This window comes from Pseudomonas sp. FP2335 (assembly GCF_030687535.1).
Taxonomy (GTDB): domain Bacteria; phylum Pseudomonadota; class Gammaproteobacteria; order Pseudomonadales; family Pseudomonadaceae; genus Aquipseudomonas.
Genome location: NZ_CP117437.1, coordinates 4487493 through 4508516, shown reverse-complemented (window position 1 = coordinate 4508516; position 21024 = coordinate 4487493). Strand labels below are relative to the sequence as shown.

Genomic DNA, 21024 nt, shown 5'->3' with positions numbered 1-21024 from the left:
CACCGCATTCGCGAGCAAGCCCGCTCCCACATTAGATTGGTGTTCAGCCTTCAACCGGCGGGATATGCCCAAACATCTCCTGCACGAACTTTACCCGTTCTTCCGGGGTTTCCGTCACGCCAGCGGCCTTCAGCTCTTCCAGGCGCGCTTCCACCGCGTGGGTACGCAGGGTCAGCCCGCAGTCGTTGGCGATCTGGATATTCAGCCCCGGCCGCGCATTCAGTTCCAGGATCAGCGGGCCTTTTTCCTGGTCGAGCACCATGTCCACACCGATATAACCCAGCCCGCACAGCTCGTAGCAACCGGCCGCGAGTTTCATGAAACCGTCCCAGTTGGGCAGTTGCACGCCGTCCACCGCGTTGGTGGTGTCGGGGTGTTTGGTGATGATGTTGTTCAGCCAGGTGCCCCGCAGGGTCAGGCCGGTGGCCAGGTCGACGCCCACGCCGATGGCGCCCTGGTGCAGGTTGGCCTTGCCGCCGGACTGGCGTGTCGGCAGGCGCAACATGGCCATCACCGGGTAACCCATCAGCACAATGATGCGGATGTCCGGCACGCCTTCGTAGCTGATGCTCTTGAAGATCTGGTCGGGTACCACGCGGTACTCGATCAACGCGCGGTCACGGTGGCCGCCCAGGGAATACAGGCCGGTGAGGATGCTGGAGATCTGATGCTCGATTTCTTCATGGCTGATGATCTTGCCCGATACCGTGCGATAGCGGCCCTCGAAGCGGTCCGCCACCACCAGGATGCCATCACCGCCGGCGCCCTGGGCCGGCTTGATCACGAAGTCGCTGCGCCCACCGATGATCTCGTCGAGCTTGTCGATTTCCTTCTCGGTGGAGATCACTCCGTACATTTGCGGCACGTGGATGCCAGCGGCAATTGCCCGTTCCTTGGTGATGATCTTGTCATCCACGATCGGGTACAGGCTGCGCTTGTTGTACTTGAGCACGTAGTCGGCATTACGCCGATTGATGCCCATGATTCCCCGCGCTTCGAGGGCTTTCCAGGTCTTCCAGAAACCGAACATTACTGGTCAGCCTTCAAGAACGCCTTGAAACGCACCAGCTCGGTCAGGCGGTAGCCGCGATAACGCCCCATGGCCAGCATGAAGCCCACCAGGATCAACAGGATCGCCGGGAAGGTAAACACGAAGTACACCAGCTCCGGCACGCTCATGATCAGGTGCGCCAGGGACGCGGCGAACAACGTGCCGATCGCCACTTTCAGCGCATGGTTGGCGCCGCGTTCCTCCCAGGTGATCGACAGGCGTTCGATGGTCATGGTCAGGATCACCATAGGGAACAGCGCCACCGACAAGCCGCGCTCCAGGCCCAGCTTGTGGCTGAACAGGCTGATGGCGGCGATCAGCACCACCACAAACGTCAGCACCACCGACAGCCTCGGCAGCATCTGCAACTTCAAATGCTCCAGGTAGGAGCGCAATGAAAGCCCCAGCGCCGTGATAATCGTAAACAGCACAATCCCGAAGCCCAGCTGCGTCTCGCGGAAGGCCAGGGCGATCAGCACCGGGGTGAAGGTACCCAGCGTCTGCAAGCCGATCAGGTTGCGCAGGATCAGGATCACCAGCACGCCGATCGGGATCATCACCATGATCATGAAGGTCTGCTGGGTTTGCAGCGGCAGGCCGTACAACGAGTATTCGAGGAAGTTGGCGTCGGTGTTTTCGTCCGTCAGCTTGGCCAGGCGAATCGCGTTCATCTCGCTGTTGTTCAGGCTGAAGGTCACCATGGCTTTCTTGCCGCCATCCACCGTGATCAGGTTTTCATCGCCAGTCCACCACAGCAGGCGGTCGGCGGGCAGGCCTTGTTCGCCGGTTTCCGGGTTGAAGTACAGCCAGTCATTGCCGTTGAAACTGCGCAGCCACAGCTCCGGGGTTTGTGGTTGGTCGGCGACGAGGCGGATGGTGTGGACTTTTTCCACCGGCACGTGGGCGATGGACAGCAGCAACTCGACGATCTTGGCCTTGTGCGGCGTCGACGGGTCGCCCGCCAGCAGCAGCTTCACGTTGTCGTCGTTGAGGTTGTTGGTGCGCTTGATGGCTTCGGTGATGAAGGTCTCGACGTCGGCCGAGTGCTGGCGGATCGGCGCCAGCAGGGCTTCGGCGGCGATTTTTTCCGGGCCTTCCACGGCGATGCTGTCGCGGAAGGTCGGGCCCTTGATCTTGACCTTTTCACCGCTGTAACGCTTGGTCAGCACCAGGCGGTAATACAGGGTCTGGTTGCCTTTGGCGCGGCGCGCCGACCAGGTCACCTTGCGGTTGCCGTCGATGCGGTTGACGCTGACCCCGTAGTTGTTCGAGATGAAGCTCTCGTTGAGGCTGACGAAGTCGCGGCTCAGCGGCGGCACGAACATTTGGATCTTCACCGGGTCCTTCGGGTTGGCGACGAACTCGACCTTGGCGTCGATATTCCACAAGTCGTCGGTGGCGTCCTCGGTAACGGGGATCCCCAGCACGAAAATCTGGTAGGCGGTGACCGAAATACCCAACACCACCAGGATGGTGATCAGGATTTTCAGGTGCAGGGTCAGAGAGCGCATTCGGTTTACTCGGCGGTATAAGCGTCGGCGGCGCAGGCGGGTTTGCCTGCTGCGTATTTAAGACTGGGGTCGACCAGCGCATCAAAGCGTTTCAAGGCTTCGGAGCCGATCAGCAGCGGGTATTGGAATGCGCTACGGTCAGTCAAGTTCACTTCGATGCTGCGTAAAGCGTTGCCCATGCAGACGTCGAGGGCAATCACCGGACGGGCGGTGTATTTCTTGTCCTCATCGGGGTCGTAGTCACCGGCGCGGCGCTTGATCTTGCTGACGCGGGCCAGGGGCAGTTCGATGGGGTGGGAATGGGCGGTGTCGATGGCCAGGTAGAAGCGTACCCAGGATTCACCATTGCGCTTGAAGCGCTTGATGTCGCGGGCACTGAGGGAGGCGGTCTTGGCACCGGTGTCGAGTTTGGCGGCGACTTCGAGGTCGATACCCGCCAGCTTGGCGTATTCGTTCAGGCCATACACAGTCTTCTCGGCGGCAATGCCAAGGCTTGGTAGGGTCAACAGGCTGATCAATAGAAGGAAGGGCTTGAGTCTCATAAATCCCGAGGCTGTACAGTGCGATGTTCAATTCAAGGCGACTGGCATTGCTGCGCAAACTCCCTCGTGCGCCTTTTCATCAGGTGATGTCAGGCAAAAGCGGCGGGCATTCTAACATGATGCTTTTTTGGCGCCAGCGCTGGCAGGCGGCCATGCCCTTATCAAGTGTGAAGGGGGTTATTAGACGATTGTCGACAATGTGGATTTATTCTTTGACTATCCAGGCTTGATTGGCTAGTTTTTGCCACATTGATTTTAAAGGTGTCGACAATATGCTGGATCAAGCGGAAGCCTCGGTGGCGACAACGGACGAATCCCAGACCATGTCTGAGAACGTCTTCCGCCGTATCCAGGCCGCCATCGTCAAGGGCGAGATCGCCCCCGGCAGCAAGATCTCCGAGCCGGAGCTGGCGCGCACCTACGGCATCAGCCGTGGCCCGCTGCGCGAGGCGATCCACCGCCTGGAAGGCCAGCGCCTGCTGGTGCGCATACCGCATGTTGGCGCGCGGGTGGTGTCGTTGAGCCACGCCGAGTTGATCGAACTCTATGAAATCCGCGAATCCCTCGAAGGCATGGCCTGCCGCCTGGCGGCCGAGCGCATGACCGACGCCGAAATCGAAGAACTGCGCCAAGTGCTGCATACCCACGAACGCGACGCCGCGTTCCAGGCTGGCGTCGGCTACTACCAGCAGGAAGGCGATTTCGACTTCCACTACCGGATCATCCAGGGCGCCGGCAACCGCACCCTCACGCAAATGCTCTGCGGCGAGCTGTACCAGTTGGTGCGCATGTACCGCATCCAGTTCTCCGCCACACCCAATCGTCCACGCCAGGCCTTTGCCGAACACCACCGCATTCTGGATGCGATTGCCGATCGCGACGGTGAACTGGCCGAACTGTTGATGCGCCGCCACATCGGCGCATCCAAACGCAACATTGCCCGTCACTTCCCCGACGGCGCAGCCCAATCACGAGGTGAATGATGAGTTCCAATAACAAGAGCACCCCAGGCCAGCGTTTCCGTGACGCCGTCGCCAGTGAGCACCCGCTGCAAGTGGTTGGCGCGATCAATGCCAACCACGCGCTGCTGGCCAAGCGCGCCGGGTTCAAGGCCATTTACCTGTCGGGTGGCGGGGTTGCGGCGGGTTCCCTGGGGGTGCCGGACCTGGGCATCACCGGCCTGGATGACGTGCTCACCGACGTGCGCCGCATCACCGACGTGTGTGATCTGCCGCTGCTGGTGGACGTGGACACCGGTTTCGGCTCCTCGGCGTTCAACGTGGCGCGTACGGTCAAGTCGATGATCAAGTTCGGCGCTGCCGCCATCCACATCGAAGACCAGGTCGGTGCCAAGCGCTGCGGCCACCGCCCGAACAAGGAAATCGTGTCCCAGCAGGAAATGGTCGACCGCATCAAGGCCGCCGTGGATGCGCGCACCGATGACAGCTTCGTGATCATGGCGCGCACCGACGCCCTCGCGGTGGAAGGCCTGGAGTCCGCCCTTGAGCGTGCCGCCGCCTGCATCGAGGCCGGCGCCGACATGGTCTTCCCTGAAGCCATCACTGAACTGGAGATGTACAAGCTGTTCGCCGCCCGGGTGAAAGCGCCGATCCTGGCCAACATCACCGAATTCGGCGCCACGCCGCTGTACACCACCGAACAGTTGAAATCTGCCGATGTTTCCATCGTGCTGTACCCGCTCTCGGCCTTCCGCGCCATGAACAAGGCCGCCGAAAACGTCTACACCGCGATCCGTCGCGACGGCACCCAACAGAACGTGATCGACACCATGCAAACCCGCATGGAACTGTACGACCGCATCGACTACCACACCTTCGAGCAGAAGCTCGACGCGTTGTTTGCTGCGAAAAAGTGATTGTGTGGGAGCAGGCTTGTGTGGGAGCGGGCTTGCTCGCGAAAGCGGTGTATCAGCTGTAATTGCTGTGACTGACACACCGTCTTCGCGAGCAAGCCCGCTCCCACACGAACCCAGCTCCACTCGCGACTCCCTATAAGTACAAGATTGGAGAACAGACATGGCTGAAGCAAAAGTACTGAGCGGCGCCGGCCTGCGTGGCCAGGTGGCCGGGCAGACCGCACTGTCCACCGTGGGCCAGGCCGGTGCCGGCCTGACCTATCGCGGCTACGACGTGCGCGAACTGGCCGCCGATGCGCAGTTTGAAGAAGTCGCCTACCTGCTGCTGTACGGTGAACTGCCGAGCAAGGCCGAACTGGCCGCCTACAGCGCCAAGCTGAGCAAGCTGCGCGACCTGCCCCAAGCCCTGAAGGAAGTGCTGGAACGCATCCCCGCCGACGCCCACCCGATGGACGTGATGCGCACGGGTTGCTCGTTCCTGGGCAACATCGAGCCGGAAACCGACTTCAGCGTGCAACGCGACGTCACCGACCGCCTGCTCGCCGCCTTCCCGGCGATCATGTGCTACTGGTATCGCTTCAGCCACGACGGCCAGCGCATCGACTGCGTGACCGACGAGCCAAGCATCGGCGGGCATTTCCTGCACCTGTTGCACGGCAAGAAGCCGAGCGAGCTGCACGTCAAGGTGATGAACGTGTCGCTGATCCTCTACGCCGAACACGAATTCAACGCCTCGACCTTCACCGCCCGGGTGTGTGCGTCGACCCTGTCGGACTTGTATTCCTGCGTCACCGCCGCCATCGGCTCCCTGCGCGGCCCGCTGCATGGCGGTGCCAACGAAGCGGCGATGGAAATGATCGAACGGTTCTCGTCCGCTGAAGAAGCGGTCGAAGGCACCCTCGGCATGCTGGCGCGCAAGGACAAGATCATGGGCTTTGGCCACGCGATCTACAAAGACAACGACCCGCGCAATGAAGTGATCAAGGGCTGGGCGAAAAAGCTTGCTGACGAAGTGGGCGACACCGTGTTGTTCCCGGTGTCCGAAGCCATCGACAAGACCATGTGGGAGCAGAAGAAGCTGTTCCCCAACGCCGACTTCTACCATGCCTCGGCGTACCACTTCATGGGTATCCCGACAAAGCTGTTCACGCCGATCTTTGTCTGCTCGCGCCTGACCGGCTGGGCTGCGCATGTGTTCGAGCAGCGTGCCAACAACCGCATCATCCGTCCAAGCGCCGAGTACATCGGCGTAGAACAGCGCAAGTTCGTGGCAATCGAACGTCGCTGAGTAAGAAGACCGGCGACCCTGAATTGGAAACCGGATCAAATGTGGGAGCGGGCTTGCTCGCGAAAGCGGTGTCTCAGTCGCAGGTGTGTTGAATGACACACCGCTTTCGCGAGCAAGCCCGCTCCCACACTGGGATCGCATTTCAATTCTGGATAGGCACAGGTCTTCCTTTTGCAACTACCGTGACCGAGTCCTGACGATGAACACTGAATTTCGCAAACCGCTCCCCGGCAGCCGCCTGGATTTCTTCGACGCCCGCGCGGCTGTCGAGGCCATCACCCCCGGTGCCTACGCCACCTTGCCCTACACTTCCCGCGTACTCGCCGAAAACCTCGTGCGTCGCTGTGACCCGGCCACCCTCAATGCGTCCCTGAGCCAACTGATCGAACGCAAGCGTGACCTCGACTTCCCGTGGTTCCCGGCCCGTGTGGTGTGCCATGACATCCTCGGCCAGACCGCCCTGGTCGACCTCGCCGGCCTGCGCGATGCCATCGCCCAGCAAGGCGGCGACCCGGCGCAGGTCAATCCGGTAGTGCCGACGCAATTGATCGTCGACCACTCCCTGGCCGTCGAAGCCGGTGGTTTTGATCCGGACGCGTTCGAGAAGAACCGCGCCATCGAAGACCGGCGCAACGAAGACCGCTTCCACTTTATCGAGTGGACCAAGAAAGCCTTCAAGAACGTCGACGTGATTCCGCCGGGCAACGGCATCATGCACCAGATCAACCTGGAGAAAATGTCCCCGGTGATCCAGGTGCGTGACGGCGTGGCGTTCCCGGATACCTGTGTCGGCACCGACAGCCACACCCCGCACGTGGACGCGTTGGGCGTGATCGCCATCGGCGTCGGTGGCCTCGAAGCCGAGAGCGTGATGCTCGGCCGCGCCTCGTGGATGCGCCTGCCGGAAAGCGTCGGTGTCGAGCTGACGGGCAAGCTGCAACCGGGCATCACCGCCACCGACATGGTGCTGGCGCTGACCGAGTTCCTGCGCAAACAGAAAGTGGTGGGCGCGTGGCTGGAGTTCTTTGGCGAAGGTGCTTCGGCCCTGACCCTCGGCGACCGTGCGACCATCTCCAACATGGCCCCGGAATACGGGGCCACGGCGGCGATGTTCTATATCGATCAGCAAACCATCGCCTACCTGAAACTCACCGGCCGCGAAGACGAACAGGTCGCGCTGGTGGAGCAATATGCACGTCACACTGGCCTGTGGGCCGATGACCTCAAAGGCGCGCAATACGAGCGCGGCCTGACGTTCGACCTGTCCAGCGTAGTGCGCAACATGGCAGGCCCGAGCAACCCCCACGCGCGCGTGGCAACCAGCGACCTGGCCGCCAAAGGCATCAGCGGCCAATGGGACGAAGTGCCCGGCCAGATGCCCGACGGCGCGGTGATCATTGCGGCCATCACCAGTTGCACCAACACCAGCAACCCGCGCAACGTAATTGCCGCAGGCCTTCTGGCACGCAATGCCAACAAACTGGGGCTGACGCGCAAACCGTGGGTCAAATCCTCATTGGCGCCAGGTTCGAAAACCGTGGCCATGTACCTGGAAGACGCCGGCCTGGATCATGAACTGGAACAACTCGGCTTTGGCGTGGTGGCGTTTGCCTGCACCACGTGCAACGGCATGTCCGGCGCGCTCGATCCGGTGATCCAGCAGGAAATCATCGACCGCGACCTGTACGCCACCGCCGTGCTGTCGGGTAACCGCAACTTTGACGGGCGCATTCACCCGTACGCCAAGCAAGCATTCCTCGCCTCGCCGCCGTTGGTGGTGGCCTACGCGATTGCCGGCACCATCCGTTTCGACATCGAAAAAGACGTGCTCGGCCTCGACGCCAACGGCCAGGAAATCCGCCTGCGAGACATCTGGCCGAGCGACGAAGAAATCGACGCGGTGGTCAAGGCCTCGGTCAAGCCGGAGCAGTTCCGCAAGGTGTACATCCCGATGTTCGCGATCCATGAAGACACCGGCCCCAAAGTCGCGCCGCTGTACGACTGGCGCCCGCAAAGCACCTATATCCGTCGCCCGCCTTACTGGGAAGGTGCGCTGGCCGGGGCCCGTCCGCTCAAGGGCATGCGCCCGCTGGCGGTGCTGCCGGACAACATCACCACCGACCACCTGTCGCCGTCCAACGCGATCATGCTCGACAGCGCCGCCGGTGAATACCTGGCGAAAATGGGCTTGCCGGAAGTCGACTTCAACTCCTACGCGACCCATCGCGGCGACCACTTGACCGCGCAGCGCGCGACCTTTGCCAACCCGAAACTGTTCAACGAAATGGTGGTGGAAAACGGCAAGGTCAAGCAGGGCTCCCTGGCGCGGATCGAGCCGGAAGGCCAGGTCACGCGGATGTGGGAAGCCATCGAAACCTACATGGAACGCAAGCAGCCGCTGATCATCATTGCCGGCGCCGACTACGGCCAGGGCTCGTCCCGCGACTGGGCGGCCAAGGGCGTGCGCCTGGCCGGTGTGGAAGCGATCGCCGCCGAAGGTTTCGAGCGCATCCACCGCACCAACCTGGTGGGCATGGGCGTGTTGCCGCTGGAGTTCCTGCCGGGCACCGACCGTCATACGTTGCAGATCGATGGCAGCGAAACCTATGACGTGGTCGGCGCACGCACCCCGCGTGCCACGCTGACCCTGGTGATCAACCGCAAGAATGGCGAACGTGTCGAAGTGCCGGTGACCTGCCGCCTCGACACCGCCGAAGAAGTGTCGATCTACGAAGCGGGTGGCGTGTTGCAGCGTTTTGCCCAGGACTTCCTGGAATCGGCGGCAACGGCCTGAGGGGGAACCATGGCACACGTAGCGCAAATCAAGATCCCCGCCACCTACATGCGTGGCGGCACCAGCAAAGGCGTGTTTTTCAGCCTCACGGACCTGCCCGAAGCGGCGCAGGTGCCGGGCGCTGCACGCGACGCCCTGCTGCTGCGGGTGATCGGCAGCCCCGACCCCTATGACAAGCAAATCGACGGCATGGGCGGCGCCACGTCGAGCACCAGCAAAACCGTGATCCTCGCCAAAAGCACCCGCGCCGAGCACGACGTGGATTACCTGTTCGGCCAGGTGTCCATCGACAAGCCGTTCGTGGATTGGAGCGGCAACTGCGGCAACCTGTCGGCGGCGGTCGGTTCGTTTGCCGTCAGCGCGGGGCTGGTCGACCCGGCCCGCGTGCCCCGCAACGGCGTGGCCGTGGTGCGTGTGTGGCAGGCCAATATCGGCAAGACCATCATTGCCCACGTGCCGATCACCGACGGCGCCGTGCAGGAAACCGGTGACTTCGAGCTGGATGGCGTGACCTTCCCGGCCGCCGAAGTGCAGTTGGAGTTCATGGACCCGGCGGCGGACGAAGAGGGCGGCGGCGGTTCGATGTTCCCCACCGGCAACCTGATCGACGACCTCGAGGTGCCGGGTGTCGGCACCTTCAAGGCGACGCTGATCAACGCCGGCATCCCGACGATCTTCATCAACGCCGAAGACCTCGGCTACACCGGCACCGAACTGCAAGGCGCGATCAACAGCGACCCGAAAGCCCTGGCGATGTTCGAAACCGTTCGCGCCTACGGCGCGCTGCGCATGGGCCTGATCAAGCAACTGGATGAAGCGGCCCGGCGCCAGCACACACCAAAGATCGCATTTGTGGCCAAGCCTGCGGACTACGTGGCCTCGAGCGGCAAGGCGATCAAGGCCGGCGATGTGGATTTGCTGGTGCGTGCACTGTCCATGGGCAAGTTGCACCACGCGATGATGGGCACGGCGGCAGTGGCGATTGGCACGGCGGCAGCAATTTCCGGCACGCTGGTCAACCTCGCCGCGGGTGGCGTGGAGCGCAATGCGGTGCGCTTCGGGCATCCGTCGGGCACGTTGCGGGTGGGCGCCGAAGCCAGCCAGGTGGACGGTGAGTGGGTAGTGAAAAAAGCCATCATGAGCCGCAGTGCGCGGGTATTGATGGAAGGCTTCGTGCGCATCCCCGGCGACGCCTTCTAAGCCCAACACCAATCCCTAATGTGGGACAGGGCTCGTGTGGGAGCGGGCTTGCTCGCGAAGGCGCTGGGTCAATGAAGTCTGTATCGACTGAAACACCGCCATCGCGGGCAAGTCCGCTCCCACAGGGGGCTACCTACGTAGAGTTTCTATTCCAAGGCAGGCATTCAAGACCTGCTTTCAACAACCGTGAGCCCGAGGACTAACCCCAACCCTTTCTTGGAGCACTGCCATGAGCGCCAACGTCGACCAGAACAACCGCCCCGACTACGACCAGGTCCTGCAGGACATCGCCGACTACGTCCTCAACTACCGGATCGATTCCCAGGTCGCCCTGGACACCGCCCGCAACTGCCTGATGGACACCCTGGGGTGCGGCCTGCTGGCCCTGCGTTTCCCCGAGTGCACCAAGCACCTGGGGCCGATTGTCGAGGGCACGGTGGTGCCGTTCGGTGCACGGGTGCCGGGCACCTCGTTCCGCTTGGACCCGGTCAAGGCCGCGTGGGACATCGGCTGCATCGTGCGTTGGCTTGACTACAACGACACCTGGCTCGCTGCTGAATGGGGCCACCCTTCGGATAACCTCGGCGCCATCCTCGCCGTGGCCGATCACCTCTCACAAAAACGCGTGGCCAACGGTGATGCGCCGCTGACTATGCGTGCGGTACTCGAAGCGATGATCATGGCCCATGAGATCCAGGGAGTGATTGCCCTGGAAAACTCGTTCAATCGTGTCGGCCTCGACCATGTGCTGTTAGTGAAAGTTGCCTCCACGGCGGTGACCGCCAAGCTGATGGGGGCCAGTCGCGAGCAGTTGCTTGCCGCGCTGTCCCACGCGTTTGTCGATGGGCAGGCGCTGCGCACCTATCGGCACGCGCCGAACGCGGGTTCGCGCAAGTCATGGGCGGCGGGGGATGCGTCGAGTCGCGGTGTGCGCCTGGCCGACATCGCCCTGCGTGGCGAGATGGGCATCCCCGGCGTCTTGAGCGCGCCGCAATGGGGTTTCTACGACGTGCTGTTCAGCCACACCAACAAGGACCTGGCCCTCAAGCCCGAAGACAAACGCGCATTCAGCCTGCCCCAGCCCTACGGCACTTACGTGATGGAAAACGTGCTGTTCAAGATCAGCTTCCCCGCCGAGTTCCACGCGCAAACCGCCTGCGAAGCCGCCGTGACCTTGCACCCGTTGGTCAAGGATCGCCTGCATGAAATCGAGCGCATCGTGATCACCACCCATGAATCGGCGATCCGCATCATCTCCAAGGTCGGCCAACTGGCCAACGCTGCCGACCGTGACCACTGCCTGCAATACATGACCGCCGTGCCGCTGGCGTTTGGCAATTTGGTGGCCGAGCAGTACGAAGATGAATTCCACGCCGCGCACCCGATCATCGACGCGTTGCGCGACAAGATGGTCATCGTCGAAGAGCTGCGCTACAGCCGCGAATACCTGGAAGCCGACAAACGCTCAATTGCCAACGCGGTGCAGGTGTTTTTCACGGACGGCTCCAGTACCGAGCAGGTGGCGGTGGAATACCCGATTGGTCATCGCCGTCGTCGGGTGGAGGGTATTGCATTGCTGGAAGACAAGTTCAAGGCCAACCTGGCCACGCGGTTTACCGCGCAGCGCAGCGGGGAGATTTTTGCGTTGTGCAAGGATCAGGCGAAGCTTGAGGCCACGCCGGTCAATCGCTTTGTGGATTTGTTCGTAATCTGAAAACACCAGAGATTCAATGTCGAAGTGAGCTTGTGTGGGAGCGGGCTTGCTCGCGAAAGCGGAGTGTCAGTCGCTACCTGTGCTGGCTGAAACACCGCTTTCGCGAGCAAGCCCGCTCCCACATTTGGAACTGTGTTGGTCCTGACTAACTACATGCTGCCTTCGACGTCTTCCAGGCTGAATGTCTCAGTGTGGTCGTCGTAGGAGAAAATCTCCGCGTACCGCCCCCACGCCACCACGCTTTCCAGGGTCTTTTCCACGAAGGCTTCGGTCATCGAGTCTTCCAACTCCTGTTCGAAACGCACCCGTGGCGCGCGGTGCCCGCTGCGTTCGAGCAGTACCTGGTGAATGCGCGCGGCCAGCGGTACGTGCTGGATCAGGTGCTCGGCGAACAGGGTCTTGCGTTCCTGGGTGCCGTAGTCGGCAAACAGTTTGCCGGCGTCGGTGAGGGTGATGTCGGCGCCCTTGAGTTCGGCGAAGCCCAAATGCTCGAGCATCTCGGCCACCGGGAACAGGTCGTCGACTTCCAGCAAGCGCCGCTCGGCCACGTTGGGCAAGCCCGCGTGGCCGTTGTAGGGCTCGGCGGCCAGGGTTTCGATCAGGCCGGCCATCAGGTTGGTGGAGACTTCCGGCAGCAGGCTGCTCATCTTCAACTCCGGCTTGCCGGCGCTGGCATCGGCGCTGCGTCGGTCGGTCATCAGCGCGTAGATGTCATCGACCATTTGCCGGAACGTCGGGTCCAGGCGGTTGCGTGGGTGGGCAAACGGCACCTTGATCTCGGCGACCACCCGGCCGGGGTTGGAGGACAGCACCAGGATGCGGTCGCACATCAACACCGCTTCTTCGATGTTGTGGGTCACGATCAGGATCGATTTGATCGGTAATTGCTTGCCACTCCACAGCTCCAGCAAGTCGGTGCGCAGGGTTTCGGCGGTGAGCACGTCGAGGGCGGAGAAGGGTTCGTCCATCAGCAGCAGGGTCGGGTTGACCACCAGGCCACGGGCAAACCCGACGCGCTGGCGCATGCCGCCGGACAATTCGCGGGGGTAGGCGTTTTCAAAACCGTCCAGGCCGATCAGGTCGATGGCGGCCAGGGCACGGCGGCGGGCTTCCTTGCGTTCGACCTGCAAGGCTTGCAGGCCGGCCTCGACGTTTTCCAGCACGGTCAGCCACGGGAACAGGGCAAAGGTCTGGAACACCATGGCCACGCCTTCGGCCGGGCCGGTCAGCGGTACGCCGTGGTAGCGCACGTCGCCCGACGACGGCTGGATCAGCCCGGCAATAATGCGCAGCAAGGTCGACTTGCCGGAACCGGAACGGCCGAGCATGCCGACGATCTCGCCTTCGTGCAGGCTCAGGTCCACGCCGCTGAGCACTTGCAGCTCGTCTTTGCCTTTGCCGAACACCCGGTTCACATTTTTCAGCGAGTAGATTTCCGGGGTGTCGGCAGTGTGTTCGGTATAGGTACTCATCTCGGCAAATTGCCCCTCAATTCAGACGCAGTTTGTTCTCAGCCATGGCGTACATCGGGCGCCAGACCGCACGGTTGAAGACCACCACAAAGATCGACATCACCACCACGCCCAGGGCGATTTTCGGGAAGTCGCCCGCCGCGGTGGTTTGTGCAATGTAGGCGCCAAGGCCGTGGGCGACCACATTGTCCTGGCCCCAGGACACATACTCGGAAACGATGCTGGCGTTCCATGCGCCACCCGATGCGGTAATCGCGCCGGTGACGTAGTACGGGAAAATGCCCGGCAGCATCACCTTGCGCCACCACAGCCAGCCGCGAATGCGGAAGTTGGCGGCGGCTTCCTTGTAGTCATTGGGAAACGCGCTGGCCCCGGCCACCACGTTGAACAGGATGTACCACTGGGTGCCCAGGACGATCAGCGGGCTGAGCCAGATGTCCGGGTTGAGGTGGTAGTGCAGGATCACAATGACGAATACCGGGAACAGCAGGTTCGCCGGAAACGCCGCGAGGAACTGCGCCACGGGCTGGATCTTTTGCGCCAGGCGCGGACGCAGGCCGATCATCACGCCCAGCGGTACCCAGATCAGCGAGGCAATCAGGATCAGGCCGGTCACTCGCAGCAGGGTTATCAAACCGAGCACGAAGACATGGCCGACCTCGGCGAAGGTCACTTCGGTGCCGACGTACTGCACGATGTGGTACAGCGCGTAGGCCGTGAGCAGGCCAATCAACCCGCCCCATACCCAATCGATCACCTTGGACGCTGCCGGCGATTCGCTCGGCAATGCCTTGAACGCGCCGCCGGCGAGCCTGAAGCGTTTGTTGCCGATGCGGCCGATGGCGCGGGTGATGGGGCGCAGGATGCGTTGAACCATGCGCGTGCGCTGGATCAGGTTCAGCACCCAGGATTGCGGCGCAGCGCCCTGGGAGGCGGTGGTTTCCATGCGGAACTTGTCGGCCCAGGCCACCAGTGGGCGGAACAGGAACTGGTCGTAGATCAGGATCACCGCGATCATCGCCAGGATCACATAGCCCACGGCATGCAGGTCTTTCTGGGCAATGGCCAAGGCCAGGTACGAACCGACGCCGGGCAGGGTGATGGTCTTGTCGCCGACGGTGATGGCTTCGGAGGCGACCACGAAAAACCAGCCGCCGGACATGCTCATCATCATGTTCCACACCAGCCCCGGCATGGCGAACGGCACGTCGAGCTTCCAGAAGCGTTGCCAGCCGGACAGCCGCAGGTTGGTGGACACTTCCACCAGGTCATGGGGCAGCATGCGCAGCGACTGGTAGAAGCTGAACGTCATGTTCCAGGCCTGGCTGGTGAAGATCGCGAAGATCGCCGCGAACTCTGCGCCCAGCACGCGGCCGGGAAACAGCAGCAGGAAGAAGGTCACGGTAAACGAGATGTAACCGAGCACCGGCACCGATTGCAGGATGTCGAGCACGGGCACCAGCAGTTTTTCGGCGCGCCGGCTTTTGGCGGCCAGGGTGCCGTAGAGCAGGGTGAAGATCAGCGCCGCGACCATCGCCGCGAGCATGCGCAGGGTGGTGCGCATCGCATATTCCGGCAGGTTGGCGGGGTCGAGGGAAATGACCTCGCTCTGCAGCGTCTCGATGGGGGCCCAGGTTTCCCGCGCAGTGATGGAAAAAAACAGCAGAAAGCCGATCACCAGCGGCAGGGCGACCAAATCCCAACGGTTGGGCAGCAAGCGCATGGTGGATGCTGGTATGTAGTGACGGAGCACTTTATTCATAGGCAGTCATTCCTGCAGCGTTCAGGTTCAGGGGAGCGGTGGGGTGAGCTTGGCTTCTGTTCGAAAGACCCCGCGAGAAGGGGCGGGCGCTCTTTCTCCGAGAGTCAGGTGGCAGTGCATCAGGACGATGACCTGCTGGCGAGATTCTACGTTTCTGAATGTTACAAGGCGGATAAATTTCCTGTCAGTTCGCTGTACGAAAAGCGGCCGGGGGGTTGGCTCCCCAGCTGCGTGGCCATTACTCGAAGCGCAGGATCACCCGCCGGTTGTGTTTGCTCTTCTTCTCGATCTTCTCGCAGAACACCCGGCCGATTTCCTCGGTGTTGATCACATGGGTGCCGCCGCAGGGCTGGATGTCGATGCCGGCGATTTCAATGATGCGCACCGAGCCCTGGATCACTGGCGGCGCGACCGCCTGGGTGCGGGTGATCTGCAGCAGGGTGGCGTATTCCGAGGCGGGCATCGCCAGGGCCTTTACCGTGTGGGCCTGTTCGATCAGCGCATTGAGGTCGCGGGTGAGGCTGTCTTTGTCGAGGGTCATTTCCGGCAGGTCGAAGTCCAGGCGGCCTTTGTCGGCGCTGATGCTGCAGCCGGTCACGGGGGCATCGATCAGCGAGCACAACAGGTGCAGGCAGGTGTGCATCTTCATGTGCTGGTAGCGTCGCTCCCAATCGAGGCCGGCGTCGACTTGCACACCGGCGGTCAATTGTTCGGGGCAGTGTTCCACCTGGTGCCAGATGATCGAACGCAGCACCGGGTCGCGTACCGTACCGACCACCTCGACCCGCGTGCCGTCCGCCAGGGTTAAGTGGCCGGTGTCGCCCGGTTGCCCGCCGCCGGTGGGGTAGAACAACGTGTGTTCCAGGGCAATGCCGTGTTCGCTGACGGCAATCACCCGGGCGCTGAATGCGTTCTGGTAGGGCGCGCTGTCAAACAGCGCCAGGGTTTCCATGGTGTGCACGGACATATTCAACCTCGGACGATCAGTGGGCTGGCTTGCAATAAATGACGCACCATTGCGCTCAAGCCAGGGGGGGAGAGCAGGGTGATTTCAAACTCCGGGCCGCAGACCTTGAGGTTCAGCGGCAGGCGCGGCAGGTAGCCGTCCGAGTCGATGCGGTGCAGGCGGAACTGCAGGTGATGGCGTTCTTTCACCGTGGGTTCGAGCAACAACCCCTGCAAGGGGTGAAAGTCGGCGTCCAGCACGGTGACCTTGTGGTTGGCATTGATCTCGCCGACCACGTGCAGGCGCTCGTCGAGGGCGAAGGCCCCGAGGTAGTTGCTATGGTCCGACTCGTCGTTTTTTTGCAATTGCACCTGGTTCACCACCTTGACCTTGGTGCCCGCCGGCACGTCCTGGGTGATCACGCAGGAGGGGCTGATGAACACGTCGTCGCCGATCAGCACATAACCCAGCACGCGCGCGCCGGAGCCGATCTCGACGTTGTTGCCCAGGCGCGGGTGGCGCTTGCCGTCCGGGTTGTTGGCAATGCCACGGGCACCGAGGGTCACGCCGCAGAGGATGTAGCAGTCGTTGCCGATCTCGCAGGTCTCGCCGATCACGGTGCCGTAGCCATGGTCGAGCACAAAGCGCCGGCCGATGCGCGCGGCCGGGTGGATCTCGGCGCCGGAGAGGATCTTGCCCTGGTTGCTGAGCTTGAGGGCAATGCGTGAAAACACGCCGTTGGTCTGGTCCGGGAAATTCCACACCAGGTGCGCCAGGCGATAGAACAGCACAGCCTTGAACGAGGCGTAGGACTCCAGGATCAGTTCGCCGCGCCCGCGCGACGCCGGGTCACGGTAGGCGTAGGCGATCAGGTCTTCGGCCACGGCCTGGGCGGCGTTCTGCACCAAGGGCGCCAGGTGTGGTTCCAGCTGCTTCATCTGCGTTGGCGTAAGGGTCTTGATGAGGTGGGTGAGCAACTCATCGTGCAGCTGTTGCATGTCAATAAAGCCCCCCATGGAGGCACCCCCACATTCTGGATGGTTGGGAAACCGTTTATTCGAAACTGGGCAGGTAGCTGTCGGCATTGTCGTAGACCATGGTCAGTACCACCGTTTCGGTGGGCAGTTCCGGGGCGAGCCTGGCGATGGCGACCATATTGGCCGCCGAGGACAGGCCCAGGCTGATGGCGTCCGTGCGCATGATGCGTTTCATCATGTCGATGCACTCCTGGCGCGACACCTTGAGCATGCCGTCCAGTACGTCGAGGTTGAGAATGCTCGGAATCAGGCCAATCGACAGGCCCTGGATATGGTGCGGCGCGTGCTGGTTTTTCAGCAGGTCGCATTCTTCCGGCTCCACGCCCATCACCCGCAGCTGCGGCCATGTGGCCTTGAGGGTTTCGCCGATGCCGGTGATATGGCCGCCGGTGCCGATGCCGCTGACGAAGTAGTCCACGCGCAGATCACCGAAGGCACGCAGGATCTCCGGCGCGGTGGTCTCGCGGTGGGTTTGCGGATTGGCACCATTGCGCTGCTGGTTGAGCATCACGTAGCTGGGGTTTTCCAGCTGCATTTCCAGGCACTTTTCGCCATGGGAGTTGTTGCCCAGGCGGCTGTCCGACAGCACCACCTTGGCCCCGTAGAGGCGCAGCAACTTCTGTTTTTCCGGGCTGTAGTTATCGGGGATCACCAGCACCACTTTGTAGCCCAGCACATTGCCGGCCATTACCAGGCCAATGCCGGTGTTGCCGCCACTGGGCTCGATGATGGTTTGCCCGGCGTTGCGGATCAGCACGCCACGCCGTTCGGCGTCGAGGATCATGCCCAGGGCGATGCGCGCCTTGTGGCTGCCGCCGGGGTTGAGGGATTCGAGCTTGGCGTAGACCTCGATGCCGAGGTCTTCGGAAAACTGCGCCAGACGCACGATGGGCGTGTGGCCGATCACGTCGAGGATGGAGTTATGCAGCATCAGTCGATCCCCGGCTCAATACAGCGGCATGTCGGGTTCGACGTCGCGCACCCAGTGTTTCATCCCGCCCTGCAAGACCTTGGTGTTGGCGAAACCGGCCGCCAGCAGGGTCGTGGCAGCTTGTTCGGCGCGGGTGCCGGCGTAGCAGATCAGGTAGTGGGTATTGTCGCGGCTGAGGCTGTCGAGTTGCCTGTCCAGTTCGGCCAGGGGAATGTGCACCACGCCTGGTAGTTTGCACACTTCCAGTTCGCTGGCGTCACGCACGTCCAGCAGCACATCGGCGCTGTGGTGGTGTTCGAGCAGTTGCTTGAGGACGCGGGGCTTGATGTAGCGTTCTGCGGCCAGCGACGGCTGGCTTGGCACGGCGTCGGCGCAGACCGCTGGCGCCTGGGTCTGGCTGTGGCGCAGGTCCGAGCAGCACGGGCAGTCGGCGCGGCGCTTGAAGCGGATCTCGCTGAACTTCATCGCCAGCGCATCGAAGCGCATCAGGCGGCCGGACAAGGGTTCGCCGATGCCGATCAGCAATTTGATCGCTTCGGTGGCCTGGATCATCCCGACCACGCCGGGCAGCACGCCGATGACCCCGCCGGCGCTGCAATTGGGCGCCAGTTCGGCGGGCGGAGCCTGGGGGAACAGGCAGCGGTAGCACGGCCCACCTTTATAGTTGAGCACGCTGATCTGCCCGTCGAAGCGGTAGATGGCGCCGTACACCAGGGGTTTGCCAAGCTGGACGCAGGCGTCATTGACCAGGTAGCGGGTGTCGAAATTGTCGGTGCCGTCGATCACCAGATCGTAGGCGCCCACCAGCTCCAGGGCGTTGTCGGCATTCAGGGCGGTGTCGTGGGCATTGATCTGGATGTGGCGGTTGAGGTCTTGCAGGCGCTGCTTGGCGGACTCGACCTTGGGCAGGCCCAACGTGCTGTTGCCGTGGACGATCTGGCGTTGCAGGTTGCTGCTTTCCACCACGTCGAAATCCACCAGCCCCAGGGTGCCGATGCCGGCTGCCGCCAGGTACAGGCTGATGGGCGAGCCCAGGCCGCCGGTGCCGATGATCAGCACCTTGGCTTTCTTGAGGTTCAACTGGCCTTCGCGGCCGACGCCGGGCAGGGTGATGTGGCGCACATAGCGCTGCACCTCTTCATTGCTCAGCGTGTCGACATTGATGCCGCCAGAAGTGGCGAGCAGCACTTCGATCCTGGCCTTTTCCGGGAGGCGATCATCGGCGCCCACCAGTTCTTCCTCGGCGGTAAACAGGAAGTGCTCCTTGAGCTGGTTGTTCTTCTCGTGGAACAGGTGCGGACGCAGTTGCGGGTGGTTGATGCAGAGGTTTTCAATGACTTCGCGCAATGTCGATCCGGTGCCTTCAAGGGTCGATTCCGGCAGCTTGGCTACGCGAACCAGAATGTCGGGGAAAGAGACAGCGTTCATGGACAACTCCGTGTGCAGGTCGTTGAAAGGGTTGAGGGCGAAATGCTTGCCATCCCAGGCAAACAGCTTTGAGCCCAGGGCGTGGCCCTGGCGAACGTCGACCACCAGATAACTCACAGGGAAGATCGGTTCGCCCATGAACAGCGCCTTGTCCTGGTCTTCGTCACTGAAGTAGGCGCCTACGTCGGGGTGGGAGTGATAGATCACTACCACCGGGTTGTTGCCGCGAGACGCCTTGTTCATCAGTAGGGTGTCGGCCACCGAGAAGGTGTAGCCGTTGGCGGCGGTGCGCGGGTATATCTGGGGGTTCTTGCGGTGCAGCTCGTTCTGGATATTGCTGCCCAGGTGCACACTGCCGTCGGCGAAGACGAAGCCACAGCATTCCTCGGGATAGCTAGAGCTGGCGTGGGCGTAGATCTGTTCCAGGGCTTTTGGGCGGAGGACGTCCATGTTTCTCTCGCGTGGTTGATGTTGATGGGGCCGCAAGCTCAATTTTTCTTGGCCAGGAGTTTTTCAATCGGCAACTTGGTGATCGCAAAGCCGGCCAGCAGGATGGCCGAGTACAGCATCAGGTCGCGGGAAATCGCCATGCCTTCGTACCAGGCGCCGATGATCACCGCGAACACCGGAAAGATGATGAACACGAACGACAGGATGATCGGGCTCAAGCGCTTGAGCAGCATGAAGTACACGATGAACCCGCCGACCGAGGCCACCAGCCCCAGGTAGAACAACGCGCTCCAGGAGCGCAGGGTGATGGCCTCGAAGGTCGGCGTTTCAAACCACAGGCCCGCCACGAACAGCATCAGCCCGGCAATGCCGATGGGCAGGGTGTTGTAAGTGATCACGCTGATGGCGCTGCCTTTTTGCTTGGTAATGACGTAGCACAAGGCGTGCATGATCGCGGCGCTCAGAATGGCCAGTACCCCGAGAAACTCGGCGTGGTCCAGGTGCAGGCCCTGGCTCTTGATGATCATGTAGAGGCTGCCGAAACCGATGCCGATGCCGACCACCTGGGAGAAGTAGATGCGCTCGCGCAGGAACAGCGCGGAGAAAATCAGGATGAACACCGGCATGCAACTGAACAGCAGGGCGGTAAGCCCGGACGAGACATGCATCTCGCCGTAGTTGAGCAGGTAATAAGGAACACTGAAGTAGGAAAGCGTCACGAACACGAAGAACCAGCGGCTTTCCCGGGGAAACAGGATCGGCTCCCGGCGCACCATGGCAAAACACAGGAACAGCGGGAAGGCGATCAGGAAGCGCAGGCCGGCGGACGTCAGCGGCGGCACGCTCTCCACGGCGATCTTGATGCCCAGCCAGGTGGTGCCCCAGCTCAGGCACACGATCAGGAACATCACGCTGGTGACCAGGCCGGCCAGCCATTGTTTCTGGGATTTGGTTTTTTCAGTGTTTTCGAGAACGGCGGACATTGGCATCGTTTATTACTTCCATGAGCCGGAATTGAACTC

The 21024-nt window shown here is 62.1% G+C and carries 16 protein-coding genes; 6 read left to right on the top strand and 10 right to left on the bottom strand.

What is annotated here, in order from left to right; genetic code table 11:
* Positions 1-43: 43 nt before the first annotated feature.
* From PSH81_RS20160 to PSH81_RS20150, 3 genes are read right to left on the bottom strand one after another with little or no spacing between them, the layout of a single operon-like run.
* Positions 44-1030 (bottom strand): alpha-L-glutamate ligase-like protein, encoded by a 987-nt coding sequence (locus PSH81_RS20160; RefSeq protein ID WP_090400363.1) that lies wholly within the window; start codon positions 1028-1030, stop codon positions 44-46.
* The gene (locus PSH81_RS20155; RefSeq protein ID WP_192297181.1) at positions 1030-2562 is read right to left on the bottom strand and encodes an inactive transglutaminase family protein; all 1533 of its coding nucleotides are present in this window, start codon (positions 2560-2562) and stop codon (positions 1030-1032) included. The genes PSH81_RS20160 and PSH81_RS20155 overlap by 1 nt, the downstream gene beginning before the upstream one ends.
* Before the next feature lie 5 nt (positions 2563-2567).
* A complete protein-coding gene (locus PSH81_RS20150) occupies positions 2568-3104 on the bottom strand; it encodes an ATP-dependent zinc protease (protein ID WP_226454882.1) in 537 nt (178 codons plus the stop codon).
* Positions 3105-3376: 272 nt separating this feature from the next.
* Between PSH81_RS20150 and PSH81_RS20145 the strand changes: the two genes are divergently transcribed.
* From PSH81_RS20145 to prpD, 6 genes are all read left to right on the top strand, one after another.
* Positions 3377-4087, top strand: a complete 711-nt coding sequence (locus PSH81_RS20145; RefSeq protein ID WP_192297179.1) for a GntR family transcriptional regulator — start codon at positions 3377-3379, stop codon at positions 4085-4087.
* The gene (gene prpB / locus PSH81_RS20140; RefSeq protein ID WP_027603670.1) at positions 4087-4980 is read left to right on the top strand and encodes a methylisocitrate lyase; all 894 of its coding nucleotides are present in this window, start codon (positions 4087-4089) and stop codon (positions 4978-4980) included. The genes PSH81_RS20145 and prpB overlap by 1 nt, the downstream gene beginning before the upstream one ends.
* Positions 4981-5140: 160 nt before the next feature.
* Positions 5141-6268 (top strand): 2-methylcitrate synthase, encoded by a 1128-nt coding sequence (gene prpC / locus PSH81_RS20135; RefSeq protein WP_192297178.1) that lies wholly within the window; start codon positions 5141-5143, stop codon positions 6266-6268.
* 199 nt (positions 6269-6467) lie between these two features.
* Complete coding sequence (acnD, locus tag PSH81_RS20130; RefSeq protein WP_305391364.1) at positions 6468-9062, top strand: Fe/S-dependent 2-methylisocitrate dehydratase AcnD; 2595 nt, start codon at positions 6468-6470, stop codon at positions 9060-9062.
* Positions 9063-9071: 9 nt separating this feature from the next.
* Positions 9072-10262, top strand: a complete 1191-nt coding sequence (gene prpF / locus PSH81_RS20125; RefSeq protein WP_192297176.1) for a 2-methylaconitate cis-trans isomerase PrpF — start codon at positions 9072-9074, stop codon at positions 10260-10262.
* Positions 10263-10491: 229 nt separating this feature from the next.
* A complete protein-coding gene (prpD, locus tag PSH81_RS20120) occupies positions 10492-11976 on the top strand; it encodes a 2-methylcitrate dehydratase (RefSeq protein WP_305391363.1) in 1485 nt (494 codons plus the stop codon).
* A 149-nt stretch (positions 11977-12125) separates the two neighbouring features.
* Here the strand turns inward: prpD and PSH81_RS20115 are convergent, their stop codons facing one another.
* The 7 genes from PSH81_RS20115 to PSH81_RS20085 all read right to left on the bottom strand — a co-directional run bounded on the left by PSH81_RS20115 (position 12126) and on the right by PSH81_RS20085 (position 20934).
* The gene (locus PSH81_RS20115; protein ID WP_226454886.1) at positions 12126-13448 is read right to left on the bottom strand and encodes an AAA-associated domain-containing protein; all 1323 of its coding nucleotides are present in this window, start codon (positions 13446-13448) and stop codon (positions 12126-12128) included.
* Positions 13449-13464: 16 nt separating this feature from the next.
* Positions 13465-15210 carry an ABC transporter permease subunit gene (locus PSH81_RS20110; RefSeq protein WP_226454887.1) on the bottom strand — a complete coding sequence of 582 codons (1746 nt, stop codon included), beginning with the start codon at positions 15208-15210 and terminating at the stop codon, positions 13465-13467.
* Positions 15211-15448: 238 nt separating this feature from the next.
* Positions 15449-16177: an alanyl-tRNA editing protein gene (locus PSH81_RS20105; RefSeq protein ID WP_192297172.1), complete on the bottom strand. Its 729-nt coding sequence runs from the start codon at positions 16175-16177 to the stop codon at positions 15449-15451.
* A 2-nt stretch (positions 16178-16179) separates the two neighbouring features.
* Positions 16180-17172, bottom strand: coding sequence for a serine O-acetyltransferase (locus PSH81_RS20100; RefSeq protein WP_192297171.1), 993 nt, complete (start codon positions 17170-17172; stop codon positions 16180-16182).
* Between the two features lie 37 nt (positions 17173-17209).
* Positions 17210-18124, bottom strand: a complete 915-nt coding sequence (locus PSH81_RS20095) for a PLP-dependent cysteine synthase family protein (RefSeq protein ID WP_305391362.1) — start codon at positions 18122-18124, stop codon at positions 17210-17212.
* A 15-nt stretch (positions 18125-18139) separates the two neighbouring features.
* Positions 18140-20002 carry a molybdopterin-synthase adenylyltransferase MoeB gene (moeB, locus tag PSH81_RS20090; RefSeq protein WP_305391361.1) on the bottom strand — a complete coding sequence of 621 codons (1863 nt, stop codon included), beginning with the start codon at positions 20000-20002 and terminating at the stop codon, positions 18140-18142.
* Positions 20003-20040: 38 nt separating this feature from the next.
* Complete coding sequence (locus tag PSH81_RS20085; RefSeq protein WP_192297241.1) at positions 20041-20934, bottom strand: DMT family transporter; 894 nt, start codon at positions 20932-20934, stop codon at positions 20041-20043.
* Between the last annotated feature and the right edge of the window lie 90 nt (positions 20935-21024).